This is a genomic window from Nocardiopsis listeri (genome assembly GCF_020741345.1).
In the GTDB taxonomy this organism is placed as follows: Bacteria; Actinomycetota; Actinomycetes; order Streptosporangiales; family Streptosporangiaceae; genus Nocardiopsis; species Nocardiopsis listeri_A.
Genome location: NZ_DYZD01000224.1, coordinates 1 through 11709, shown reverse-complemented (window position 1 = coordinate 11709; position 11709 = coordinate 1). Strand labels below are relative to the sequence as shown.

Annotated in this window: 11 protein-coding genes and 1 pseudogene; 1 reads left to right on the top strand and 11 read right to left on the bottom strand. The window is 66.5% G+C overall.

The genetic code is table 11. The features are described 5' to 3' along the window. From K8V84_RS12185 to purS, 8 genes and pseudogenes are all read right to left on the bottom strand, one after another. Positions 1-722, bottom strand: a pseudogene (locus K8V84_RS12185) (dehydrogenase); the annotation flags it as partial. Between the two features lie 47 nt (positions 723-769). Then, a complete protein-coding gene (locus K8V84_RS12180; RefSeq protein WP_304074251.1) occupies positions 770-3139 on the bottom strand; it encodes a hypothetical protein in 2370 nt (789 codons plus the stop codon). Positions 3140-3157: 18 nt separating this feature from the next. Further along, positions 3158-3496, bottom strand: coding sequence for a hypothetical protein (locus K8V84_RS12175; RefSeq protein ID WP_304074249.1), 339 nt, complete (start codon positions 3494-3496; stop codon positions 3158-3160). 216 nt (positions 3497-3712) lie between these two features. Further along, positions 3713-6007, bottom strand: a complete 2295-nt coding sequence (purL, locus tag K8V84_RS12170; protein ID WP_304074247.1) for a phosphoribosylformylglycinamidine synthase subunit PurL — start codon at positions 6005-6007, stop codon at positions 3713-3715. A gap of 81 nt (positions 6008-6088) precedes the next feature. Continuing rightward, positions 6089-6631, bottom strand: a complete 543-nt coding sequence (locus K8V84_RS12165) for a hypothetical protein (protein WP_304074246.1) — start codon at positions 6629-6631, stop codon at positions 6089-6091. Between the two features lie 55 nt (positions 6632-6686). Next, the gene (purQ, locus tag K8V84_RS12160; RefSeq protein ID WP_304074244.1) at positions 6687-7382 is read right to left on the bottom strand and encodes a phosphoribosylformylglycinamidine synthase subunit PurQ; all 696 of its coding nucleotides are present in this window, start codon (positions 7380-7382) and stop codon (positions 6687-6689) included. A 246-nt stretch (positions 7383-7628) separates the two neighbouring features. Next, positions 7629-8108, bottom strand: a complete 480-nt coding sequence (locus K8V84_RS12155; RefSeq protein ID WP_304074242.1) for an ATP-binding protein — start codon at positions 8106-8108, stop codon at positions 7629-7631. 154 nt (positions 8109-8262) lie between these two features. After that, positions 8263-8505, bottom strand: a complete 243-nt coding sequence (purS, locus tag K8V84_RS12150) for a phosphoribosylformylglycinamidine synthase subunit PurS (protein ID WP_067602247.1) — start codon at positions 8503-8505, stop codon at positions 8263-8265. Between the two features lie 271 nt (positions 8506-8776). On the opposite strand from purS, the gene K8V84_RS12145 reads away from it, so the two are divergent. After that, complete coding sequence (locus K8V84_RS12145) at positions 8777-9412, top strand: sigma-70 family RNA polymerase sigma factor (protein WP_304074238.1); 636 nt, start codon at positions 8777-8779, stop codon at positions 9410-9412. A 403-nt stretch (positions 9413-9815) separates the two neighbouring features. Here the strand turns inward: K8V84_RS12145 and K8V84_RS12140 are convergent, their stop codons facing one another. The 3 genes from K8V84_RS12140 to K8V84_RS12130 form a co-directional block, all read right to left on the bottom strand. Then, positions 9816-10886 carry a CPBP family intramembrane metalloprotease gene (locus tag K8V84_RS12140; protein WP_304074236.1) on the bottom strand — a complete coding sequence of 357 codons (1071 nt, stop codon included), beginning with the start codon at positions 10884-10886 and terminating at the stop codon, positions 9816-9818. Positions 10887-11007: 121 nt separating this feature from the next. Then, positions 11008-11415, bottom strand: a complete 408-nt coding sequence (locus tag K8V84_RS12135) for a VOC family protein (protein ID WP_304074234.1) — start codon at positions 11413-11415, stop codon at positions 11008-11010. Next, positions 11412-11705: a metalloregulator ArsR/SmtB family transcription factor gene (locus K8V84_RS12130; protein ID WP_304074252.1), complete on the bottom strand. Its 294-nt coding sequence runs from the start codon at positions 11703-11705 to the stop codon at positions 11412-11414. The genes K8V84_RS12135 and K8V84_RS12130 overlap by 4 nt, the downstream gene beginning before the upstream one ends. Positions 11706-11709: the final 4 nt, after the last annotated feature.

The following is an 11709-nucleotide window of genomic DNA, read 5'->3' as shown; positions in this document are numbered from 1 at the left end:
CCCTCGACCGGATCCAGCGCGACCAAGGCGTTGACGGTATCGGGGGCGGGGGCGCGGAGCGCACCCTCCGAAGTGTCCTCCGAACAGTGCAGCAACAGGACGATCGCGTCGCTGTGATGCGAAGTGGAGATCTGACGGGTCGGTCCACCATCAGAGCAGGTTCGCGGGGTCTCCTGGCTCCACAGGGTCTCTCCGGTCTCCAGGTCGCTCACCTCCAGGAGGGCCTCGGTCGCCTCGCCTCGCCGGTGCAGTAGGCGACCCCCGTCCAGCAGTCGGGCGTCACCACCACCCTTGACGTCCTCGGACAGGGATGCACCGGTCGCGGTGTCCAGCAGGGTGTCCGGTTGATCCGTGGCCGTCACCAGGGCGTTGGTCCCAGAAGGAGAGAACGAGGCGGAGAACCCCTCGGTGTCGGGGACCCGGTATCGCCACAACTCGTCACCGGTGTCACCGCGCAGCCCGACAAGTCCGTCCGCCAGTTCGATCACGGCGCCGATGGGGCCGGGATGCACTGCCGTGACCTGCTCGCCCTCCCCGGGTCGCCACTCCCAACCGACTCCGCTCACGGAGGAGACCGCGTCCGGAGCCGAGATCCCCTCCTTGGCGACGTTGTGGTCGGCGCTCGGCTGTGGGCCGGGGCCCTCCTCCTGCGAGGAGGAACAGGCCGACATCATCATTGCCAGACAGACCGCGGAAACAGCCAGGTTTCTTCGATTTCTCACGTTGTGCATCTTTCGTCACGTAGGGGTTGTGTGAGGACGGCGCCCTACTAGGTCCGTGAGTCGAGGGCCTCCCTGCCCGCCATGTTGAAACGACTGAAATCACTGATGACCGTGTTCCCCAGTTCGTTCTCGGCACCAGGCCATTTCTCGTCTCTGAGGTCGCCGTAGATGCTGTCGATGGCCTCCTGGTAAGCCGTCGCGTCGAAGGAGGACTCACCATCACCCTCCATCCAGAGATGGGGATCCAGACTTATCTCGCCGGTACCGGGGTCGCGCAGGTAGTCGACCTCTTCACCGAAGGTGTGTTCTCCGCTGTTCTCCACCGCTATCGCCGCGTGGATCGTCGCCCGGTTGTCCAGAGCCACAGAGGAGAAGCCAGAACTCGTGTCCCTCGCTATATCGATATGTTCCGTGGCCAGAACCTCCTTGAAGCCCTGCTTCATCACCTCACTGACCGTGCTGACTCCGGGGGCGGGGATCTCATTGAAGATCGCTGCGGTCAAGTCGACGGAGTTGTTGGCCACCTGGTTCTTGTAGTCGATGGCGTCGTTGGTGGCGTCCAAGCGATTCTGATGTTCGTTCTCGATGGCCTCGTCGATGAGTGCGTCGAAGATACCCGCAGCCCTGGGTTCGGAGACATCGGGCGGGTACTCGGCGAAGTACGTTGAGGCCGCTTCCTCCGTTCGGAAGAACGACGCGGTTTCCAGTCGGGTCGCGGCGTCTTCACTCCCTACGATGTACTCCGCGAAGGCCAGCCGTGTCATCGGGTCGAGTTGAAGCACCCCATCTCCCAAGTACTCGTTGTCCACCGCGTAGATCTCCGGGTCTTGTTCCCCGTCGTCATTGAAGTTGAATCCGGCGACGCTCTCCATCGATTCGATGTTGTTGAGGAAGAGGTTCGCGAAGGAACCGGCGACCTCCGGGTTCAGATGCGTGAAAGACACGTTCTCCCAGGTAACGTCATTCTCTTCGTCCTCGAGGCTGTGTCCGGTCTCGCTGAGTCGCTCTTGCATCTCCGGAGTGGTGATGGTTTCCACGAGTGCGAGGAAAGCTTCGGATCCCTGGTCGACCTTGTCCGGATCGTCACTGTTCTGGAAGTCCTCGATCCAGTCGGTGAGGCCGGCCACAGCGCGACCGTCATCGTTCCAGTCGAACGTGTACAGGTCGGTGAGGATTTGCTCGGAGTCTCGTCCGTTGGGCTCGGAACCATCTGTGAGGAGGGTGTGGTTGGCGTCCTCGTTGGCCGTGGAGAAGTCGAGCAGTCTCGACATGGTGGCCTGTTCCTGCTCGTCCGGACTGTAGGTGACGGTCAGGTCGTTGCGGTTGTGCTCGCTGGGAAGGGCACCGGCCACTTCGCTCACCGCGGCGGTGAACTTGAGGGAGGTCTCCTCACCGAGTTCCATCGGTGTGCCGTTGGGGTGACGTGCTTCGTCGAGTAGGTATGTCAGGCCGGCAGCGTCCTCCAACCACCGCTCGTAGCCGGTGCTCGACCGCCCTGGGCCGCCGATGAAGTAGCCTGACCCCCCGCTGCTGACCCCTTCGGAGAGGTTTCGGACGCTCTCCGGGAGACGGTCGTGCCCGCCACCGGTGGAGGGATGGGACAGAGCCACGATCGACATGCCCAACATCGCGGCGATCTCCTGCTGCTGTGAGGCACTGGGATCACCGCGGAAACCATCGTCATGCAGGTCCAACATGACGTCGTCGGTGCCGTTGAGCACAGCTTCCAGGAAGTCGAGCTCACTCTCGGAGAGTTCCTCGCCGTTCTGCGCCGCGTTGGCCGCCCTTTCGGACAAGGCGAGTGCCGCGTTGTGCAGTTCGTCGTAGTTCCCGCCGTAGTCACCGCTCCTGATGCGCTCGGCGAGGTCCTCCCCCGCCGACTCGTCGTAGGGGTAGTATTCGTGGTCGCCCGTCACGGCGAAGGGAGCCATACCCAGGTGGCCCGCCTCTGTCAGTTTGCGTACGGTCTCGGGTGTCGGTCCGTCGGCGAGCATGTCCGAGCAGGCATCGGCGCGTTGTTCGAACTGCTCGTAGGCCGTCCGAGCCTGACTGTTGTGCGAAGCCTCGATCGCGCTGTAGGCGGTGAAGTCGTCAATGCCGGTGACCGCGGTGTTGAATTCCGTTTCGATTTCGTCGATACGGTCTCGGTACCATTGAACGTCCGAGATCCATTGGTCGATGACCCCATGCGCACAGATGCAGGCCATCATCGCGCTCTGCCAGGCTTCCTGGTTCTCCGTTGCCACGGTGCGAATCGAATCGCTGATGAGGTCGGTGAACTCGGTTGCGGTGGTGTCCACAATGTCGTTGTACTGTACGGTGTCGCCCCGCAGCTTGGTGTAGATACGGTTCAGATCCATGCGGGCGGAGATGAGGCCTGACAAATTCGCGTCATCTTCGGTGTAGCTGAAACCCATGCTCGGTCCCCGGGAGATTCAGTAGAGTTCGACGTTGACGGGGCGGGAGAGGTCGCCTCCACTCGCTGAGAAGTCGCCTCCGGACTCGTGGTCGGTGTGGGAGATCTCCTCGGCGCCCGACTGTGTGTTGCCGGCGATCGTGACACATTGGTCCTCGACGTCCCGGATGCTGTCGGCGTGCTCGCCGGAGTACCCGCTCCAACCGGTGACGCCCGGAACCTTCCCAGCAGCTGTTTTCGCATCGCTAATGGCGTCTTCGAAGTCGACGGAGGTTCCGAGAATGCGCTGGGCGGCGAGTTCGGCCTGAACACCGCCAGAGTGTGCTTCGCCGGTGTTGGCTCCGGTTCCGTTTCCCATATGACCTCATTCTTTTGGGGGATTCCTGCAGGTGCTCAGGGCCTGCGTGCGGAACGGATCCATCAGGCGCTGCCCGAGGCCTTGACGTTCCACAAGGGGCGACCTTGGCACAGTAGCAAATGACGCATAGGTTATTGAAAAGGATCTTGTGCGGACGACAGGCGAAGAAAAGGGGGGCGCCCCGGCCGGGACGCCCCCACTTCCTACCTCGAATTTCTACAGGCCGTCCATCACGGCGGGGATGGCCTCCTCGTAGGAGGTGCGCAGGTCCGTCAGAGCGACCTCGACGACGCCGCCAGGGTGCGTCACCGTGAGGCTGTCACCGCCGACCGTGCCGATCTGGGTGACCGGGACGCCGTGCTCGCCGGCCAGGGCCACGAAGTCCTCCTCCCGGCCGGGCTCGACCGCGACGATCGCGCGGGCGCCCGACTCGCTGAACAGCTCGGTGAAGGCGTCGCCGTCCAGTTCCACGCGCAGGCCCTTGCCGCCGCGCAGCGCCGACTCGGACAGGGCGACGCCCAGACCACCGTCGGACAGGTCGTGAGCGGCCACCGCCAGATCACGTTCGGCCGCGGTGGCCAGGACCTCGCCCAGGGCGGCCTCGGCGGCCAGGTCCACCTTCGGGGGCAGACCGCCCAGGTGCTCGTGGACGACGTCGGCCCAGGCCGAACCGCTGAACTCGGGTCGGGTCTCGCCCAGCAGGAACACCCGGGAGCCCTCGGAGTCGAAGCCGGAGCGCAGGCGGCGGTTCACGTCGTCGATCACGCCGAGCACGCCGATGACCGGGGTCGGGTTGATCGGCACGTCACCGGTCTGGTTGTAGAAGCTGACGTTGCCACCGGTCACCGGGGTGCCCAACTGCTGACAGGCGTCGGCCAGGCCGCGGGTGGTCTCGGCGAACTGCCACATCACGCCGGGGTCCTCGGGCGAACCGAAGTTGAGGCAGTTGGTGACCGCGAGCGGCCGAGCGCCGGTGACGGCGACGTTGCGGTAGGCCTCGGCGTAGGCCAGCCGGGTGCCCGTGTACGGGTCCAGTCGGGTGAACCGGCCGTGGCCGTCGGTGGCCAGGGCCACCCCGCGGTCGGAGTCGTCGGAGATCCGGATCATCCCGGAGTCGTGCGGGGCCGACACCACCGTGTCGCCGCGCACGTAGCTGTCGTACTGCCGGGTGATCCACGTGGGGTCGCCCACGCCGGGGGAGCCCAACACCCGAAGGAGCTGTTCGCGCAGCTCCGCGTCGCCCTGTGGCCGCGGCAGCTTCGCGGCGTCGTCGGCCTGCAGCGCGTCCTGGGACTCCGGACGCGCGTACGGGCGCTGGTAGACGGGACCCTCGTCGGAGGCGGTCCTCGGCGGCATGTCCACGATGGTCTCGCCGTGCCAGGTCATGACCAGTCGGCCGCCGCGTTCGGCCTCCTCGGGGGTCACGTCGGTGACCTCGCCGATCTCGTTGGCGAGGACGCCCCACTTGTCACAGATCGCGAGGAAGTCGGCCATCTTCGCCGGCTCGACGATCGCCATCATGCGTTCCTGCGACTCACTCATGAGGATCTCCTCGGGGGTGAGCCGGTGGTCGCGCAGCGGGACCTTGTCGAGCCGGACGTTCATGCCACCGGTGCCACCCGCCGCCAGTTCGGTGGTGGCGCAGGAGATCCCGGCCGCGCCGAGGTCCTGGATGCCGACCACCATGTCCTTGGCGTACAGCTCCAGGCTGCACTCGATCAGCAGCTTCTCCATGAACGGGTCGCCGACCTGGACGCTGGGCCGCTTGGTGTGCGACTCCTCGTCGAAGTTGGCGCTGGCCAGCACGGAGGCGCCGCCGATGCCGTCCGGGCCGGTGCTGGAACCGAACAGCACCACCTTGTTGCCCGGGCCGGGGGCCTGCGCCAGCTTGATGTCCTCGTGCCGCATCACACCCACGCACAGGGCGTTGACCAGCGGGTTTCCGAGGTATCCGGGATCGAAGCCGATCTCACCGCCGATGTTGGGCAGCCCGAGGCAGTTGCCGTAGAAGGAGATGCCGGAGACCACCCCGGGAAGCACCCGCTTGGTGTCGTCCGCCTCCAGCGGCCCGAAACGCAGAGCGTCCATCACGGCGACGGGGCGTGCGCCCATGGTGAGGATGTCGCGGACGATGCCGCCGACGCCGGTGGCCGCGCCCTGGTGGGGTTCGACGAAGGAGGGGCTGTTGTGCGATTCGATCTTGAAGGTGACGGCTCGTCCGTCACCGACGTCCACCACGCCCGCGTTCTCGCCCATGCCCACGAGCAGGGCGTCGTTCTCGGGGGCCTTCTCCCCGAACTGACTCAGGTGCACCTTGGAGGACTTGTAGGAGCAGTGTTCGCTCCACATCACCGAGTAGATCGCCAGTTCGGAGGCGGTGGGGCGGCGCCCCAGGATCTCGCGGACCCGCTCGTATTCGTCCTTGGCCATGCCCAGTTCGGCGTACGGCTGAGGGGTGTCCGGGGTTTCGTTCGCCGCGATGACGGTGTCGAGGCCGGGTACTTCAGACATGCGGTTGTTCCGTTCGGGTGTCGCGGAGTTGCGCGGGTGGTTCAGGCCGAGCCTTGGCAGTGTCCGCCGCCCGGCACCGGATCAGTAGGCGGGCATGCCCGCGTTGCCCAGCATGATGACCGGGACGGAGTCACCCGGCGAGGAGGAGTCGGCCACCAGGACCTCGCCGTCGGTGAGGACGGAGTCGGTGAGCTCGACGTCGTCGGGGGAGTCGGCCTCGGGCGGCAGCTCCTGCTCCCAACCGTTGGCGAGCAGGTGCTCGTACACCGTCCCGACGGCCTCGTCGGTGTCCATGTCGAGCGCCTCGCCCTCCTCACCGGCGACGAGGATCAGCCGGAAGCAGATGCTCCCGTTGCAGTGGGCCTCGTCCTGGTCCACGTAGGTGAACCCGGAAGGCGGGTTGCCCAGGGCGTCGACTTCGGGCGGGGGCTCCTGCTGCTGCCCGTCCGGCGACCCCTGTTGTCCCTGGCCCTGCCCCTGTTCTCCCCGACCCTGTTGTCCCTGGGCCACGGGGGCGGCGTTGAACGACTGGAACAGGCCGATGGCCCCGGAGATCACCAGGCCGACCACGACCAGCCCCACCAGTACGAACATGGTCTTCCGGGAGCGCAGCAGCGCCATCATCGCGAGGATCGTCCCCCTGTCGGGTGTACGGGGCCGGTGGGCCGGCCCGGGTGGGTCAGACCTGTGCCGGGGTTCCGGACGCCAGGTGGCTCAGGATCGAGGTGAAGAATCCGAGACCCTCGGTGGAGGGGCCGGTGAGGGCCTCCACGGCGTGCTCGGGGTGCGGCATGAGGCCGACGACGTTGCCGTGCTCGTTGGTGACGCCGGCGATGTCGCGGCGCGAACCGTTGGGGTTGGCGTCCACGTAACGGGCGACGACCCGGCCCTCGGCCTCCAGCCGGTCGAGGGTGGCCTCGTCGGCGACGTAGCTGCCCTCACCGCTCTTGAGGACGACAAGGATCTCCTGGCCCTCGTCGTAGGCGTTGGTCCAGGCGGTGCTCGTGTTCTCCATCCGCAGGACCTGGTCGCGGTTGACGAACCGCAGTGAGGAGTTGCGGGTGAGCGCGCCGGGCAGCAGGTGGCTCTCGCACAGGATCTGGAAGCCGTTGCAGATGCCCAGGACCGGGAGGGCGCCCGAACGCGCCGCCGGGACCAGTTCGGACATCAGCGGGGCGAAGCGGGCGATGGCACCGCAGCGCAGGTAGTCGCCGTAGGAGAAGCCGCCGGGCAGGACGACGGCGTCGACGCCTTTGAGGTCGGCGTCGGCGTGCCACAGCGGGACGGGTTCGGCGCCGGCCAGGGACACGGCGCGAGCGGCGTCCTTGTCGTCAAGGGAGCCGGGGAAGGTGACGACGCCCACACGGGCTGTCATGAGCACACTCCGAGATCGTGGTTCGACGGGGAGAAGTTCGGTGCCCGACCCCGCCACGAGGACGGTGGGTCCGCTACCTCCGCAGCGTACCCGCTCACCTGTGCTCGGGTACGACGGTCACCCCGTCAGGGGAGGTCCGACCTGTGCGATCCTCTGAAGGAAACCCCGCCTGGAGGGGTCATGGGTGTGCGACCGGACAGTTCTCGTGGTGTGCGTCACGGTGCCCCGTCGTCGGATGAGAACTCACTAGAGCAGCACGAAGTGGGCGTGCGGATTGTCCCCGGTGGACGCCTCCTCGCAGGCCGGTTCGCACGACGTGGCCCGTTTGCGCAGGATGACGGTGGTGCGGGGCTCTGCGCTGAAGTCGACCTCGTCCATGAGGTACCGCATCAACAAGATGCCCCTGCCCGATTCCGATTCCAGACCCGGGAGGGGCGCGTGCGGTGAGGTGAACCTGTCGGCGAGCGCCGTCATGTCCGGTGCCCTGCCGCTATGGGAGATCCGCATCTCACACCAGCCGGGGGCGAACTCGGTCTCCACTTCGTAGCCGTCGTTCGGTCCGCCGTGCTCGATGGCGTTGGCGCAGGCCTCCGAGACGGAGATCAGGATGTCGTCGATGCACCCTTGGCACAGTCCCGATCTGCAAAGAAGTGCGCCGAGCATGTCGCGGACTATGGCGACCGTGTACGGCCTTCGTGGGAGGGAGATCGAGAATACGGTGTCCATCCGTGAACCCCTCGTGCTCCGTGTCGGTTGGCTGCCCGGCGATAGGAACCCTTCCCGAGGTCGCTCCGGGTAAAACGAACAGCCGCACCCTCAGGGAGCACGGCTGAACAAGTCGGACACTTCCGGCGCACGGGTCCGTGGGGTGCGGGGCCGATCAGGCGGGACGGACCTCGAAGTCCTCGATGACGGTGTTGGCGAGCAGGGTCTCGGCCAGGCGACGGACATCGGCGAGCTTGGCCTCGTCCACCTCGCCCTCGACCTCCACCTCGAAGCGCTTGCCCTGGCGGACCTGGTCGATCCCCTCGAAGCCGAGGCGGGAGCAGGCCCCGGCGATCGCCTGACCCTGGGGGTCCAGGATCTCGGGCTTGAGCATGACGTCAACCACGACGCGGGCCACAGGTCCTCCACAGGAATAAGGGGTATGCCATCGGTCCACCGTGCGAAGGGCGCGGGACGCGCCTGGTGGCGACGCCAGCGTATGACACCCGGTGGTGAACACCGACCCTCGGCCAGGCGCCACGCTGGGTGTTTACCGCATGCTTACCGGCACAGGCTACGGATTGGGTACGTTCGTGACCCGTATCACGTGGATTGATGTCATCATTGGGAAGGTGATGCTGCGTCTAACAGAGTGGAAGTGATCATTCCGGTCGTCCCGAGGGGGAATCTTGACGACTCTCGAAAAAGACCACGTCTCCACGAACGGTGAGACCCAGGCCGAGGAAGAGACTCTCGACTTCGCCACCGCGGTGACACCGTTCGCAGACCAGCTCTACCCGACGGCCCTGCGCATGACGCGCAATCCGGCCGACGCCGAAGACCTCGTTCAGGAAACGTTCGCCAAGGCCTTCGCCAATTTCCACCAGTTCCGGGTCGGTACCAACCTGAGGGCCTGGCTTTACCGGATCCTGACCAACACCTTCATCAACAGCTACCGAAAGAAGCAGCGGGAGCCCCGCCAGGAGACCACCGACGAGATCAAGGACTGGCAGCTCGCCGCCGCCGAGACGCACACCTCGTCGGGCATGCGGTCGGCCGAGACCGAGGTCCTCGACCGTCTCCCGGACTCCGACATCAAGCAGGCGCTGGCCCGACTCCCTGAGGAGTTCCAGGAGGTCATCTACCTCGTGGACATCGAGGGCTACGCCTACAAGGAGGTCGCCGCGCGCATGGGCACGCCCCTGGGCACGGTGATGTCACGACTGCACCGCGCGCGCCGTCAGCTGCGCGAGATGCTCGCCGACTACGGCCGTGAGCGCGGCATGAAGGTGCCCGCGCCCAAGGCGCGTGCGGCCACCGAATAACGGTGATGGGAAGGCCCCTGAACGGGGCCGTGTACGGCCCGAAATCCCTGCGGGCCGAGTGTCCCCGCCCCGTGTCGGCGGTGGTGTGGGGACGATGGAGTTCCCTCAGGCCGGGTGGTCTCTTATCCACCTGGAGTAACTCGACGTAACGCGAAGTAAGACGCCCGAAGAAGTGGCGCAGGTCGCGTCATCGCTCTTCCCGAAATCCGGGGAACAAGTGTTTTCGCGCACTCGTGAACCCGCGTTCCGGGTGAATCCGCCGACGTTTCCCACCGAGTTCTCACAGAAATGACACCGATGGTGACTCGCGGTCGGCATCGGTTTCGAACCCCTGCCCGAAACCCCGGAGAACGGCGTTGCCCGAACCCCCGGCCGGGTTCGGGACGCCCATACGACCCAGGTTTCAGCCCCTGCTCTCCACCTCGGTGACCGGTTCCGGCTGCGGTGCGGCGGGTGTGAGCGGCGGGCCGGTCCGGCGTGACCGCGTCCACACCACGGTGGTGATCACGGCGAGCAGCACACAGGGCACGAGCATGATCGGTGATCCGCTTCCCACCGACCGGTCCATGCCCTCGGTGAAGTCGGTGTGCGTGACGAGGGTGAGGAGGAAGGCGATCGTGTTGTTGACCGCGTGGACGACCACCGCGAGCTCCAACCCACCGGTGCGCCAGGTGATCAGGGCGAGGGTGGCACCGAACGTGAAGTAGTAGAGGTTCAGCCACGGGTCGAACGCGAAGTGCGCCACCATGAACAGCAGGCTGGAGACGACCACGCCGAGCAGCAGCGCCGTACGTGGGCCGCGCCCCCAACTCGCGGCGACCCGGAAGGCCAGTCCACGGAAGCCGTACTCCTCACCGGCCGACTGCAGCGGCGTCACCAGGATGACGAGGCCGAGCATGACGACGAGGTCGACGCTCGTCCACGAGGTCGTCGGGTAGGGCGTGAACACGGAGAAGGCGGTCAGGTAGACCGTCCAGATCGGCAGGATCACCAGCAGGGAACGGCCGAACACCTCGGGGCGGAACCGCGACAGGATCGAGTGCAGCGACGCGCCCCTCACCCCGTAGAGCCAGCGCTGGATCAGCATGCTCCACGGCAGGAGAACGGCCAGCCCGAGCATGCTCGTGGCGTGGGTCGCGGGGGTGAAGTCGGTGCCGCCGGTCAGGATGCTGTCGCGGCCGAGCGCCATGTCGATGGCCACGCCGAGGAACACGAACCCGAAGGCGAAGGCGAGCAGGCCGCCCATGAGCAGCGTGAGCGCGGCGACGCCCCGCCAGATCCCGCGCTTGTCGCGGGCCAGGACCCGGTGGTAGGGGACGCCCGACGGGACCGGCCGCGGACCGCGCCGCCGCTTGGTCGGTGCAGGCGGGGCGGGTGGTGTGGACGCTCCCCCGGCGGTGGGAACGTCCGTGTGCGGGGAAGGTGTGCGGGGTGCCGGTGGGGTGGAGCCGGGCTGTTCGTCGTCGCGGTTCATGTCTTGAACCTAAGTCCGCGGGGTGCTCACTCGGCAGTCCCCGGAATCACCGGTTCCGACTGCGATTCGCGGGGGCCGGCACATGACGGATGTCATGCGCCGGCCGGTGTGATGGGACGCGTCACAGGGGCTGCTGGAGCTGCTGGAGCTGGATGAGGTTGCCGCAGGTGTCGTCCAGGACAGCGGTGGTGACCGGGCCCATCTCCAGGGGTTCCTGGGTGAAGCGCACGCCCAGTCTCCGCAGACGTTCGTACTCGGCACGGACGTCGTCGACCGAGAAGGCGGTGGCCGGGATGCCGTCCTGGACCAGGGCCTCCTTGTAGGGGCCCACGGCGGGGTGTCCGGAGGGTTCGAGCACGAGTTCGGTGCCCTCGGGGTCCTCGGGAGAGACCACGGTGAGCCACCGGTGCTCGTCCACGGGTTCGCCCAGTGGGACGTCGTGCTTCTTCACGAAGCCGAGCACGTTCGTGTAGAAGTCCAGGGCCTTGACCTGACTGTCGACGAAGACGCTGTTCAAGTGAATCCTCATGGTGTGCCGTCCTTCGTGTCGGGTCGGATCCACCGCTCGGTGATGTGTCGCAGCGGCTCCGGGTCGATGTCGTGGAACTTGTAACGCCCCTCCCGGCGACTCCTGACGAGCCCGGCGCCCTCCAGGACCGCCAGGTGCTGGGAGACGGCCTGCCGGGACATGCCGAGCCCGTGCTTCACGAGCAGTCGTCCGCAGAGTTCGAACAGGGTCTGCCCGGACCGTTCGGTGAGCTCGTCGAGGATCGTCCGCCGGGTGGGGTCGGCCAGGGCCTTGAAGACGTCGTCGGCCATGCGG

What these genes read in the sequence shown, in the direction of transcription:
- K8V84_RS12180 (WP_304074251.1), bottom strand. Translation starts at nt 3,139, where the DNA reads ATGGGTTTCAGCTACACCGAAGATGACGCGAATTTGTCAGGCCTCATC.
- K8V84_RS12175 (WP_304074249.1), bottom strand. Translation starts at nt 3,496, where the DNA reads ATGGGAAACGGAACCGGAGCCAACACCGGCGAAGCACACTCTGGCGGT.
- purL (WP_304074247.1), bottom strand. Translation starts at nt 6,007, where the DNA reads ATGTCTGAAGTACCCGGCCTCGACACCGTCATCGCGGCGAACGAAACC.
- K8V84_RS12165 (WP_304074246.1), bottom strand. Translation starts at nt 6,631, where the DNA reads ATGATGGCGCTGCTGCGCTCCCGGAAGACCATGTTCGTACTGGTGGGG.
- purQ (WP_304074244.1), bottom strand. Translation starts at nt 7,382, where the DNA reads ATGACAGCCCGTGTGGGCGTCGTCACCTTCCCCGGCTCCCTTGACGAC.
- K8V84_RS12155 (WP_304074242.1), bottom strand. Translation starts at nt 8,108, where the DNA reads ATGGACACCGTATTCTCGATCTCCCTCCCACGAAGGCCGTACACGGTC.
- K8V84_RS12140 (WP_304074236.1), bottom strand. Translation starts at nt 10,886, where the DNA reads ATGAACCGCGACGACGAACAGCCCGGCTCCACCCCACCGGCACCCCGC.
- K8V84_RS12135 (WP_304074234.1), bottom strand. Translation starts at nt 11,415, where the DNA reads ATGAGGATTCACTTGAACAGCGTCTTCGTCGACAGTCAGGTCAAGGCC.
- K8V84_RS12130 (WP_304074252.1), bottom strand. Translation starts at nt 11,705, where the DNA reads ATGGCCGACGACGTCTTCAAGGCCCTGGCCGACCCCACCCGGCGGACG.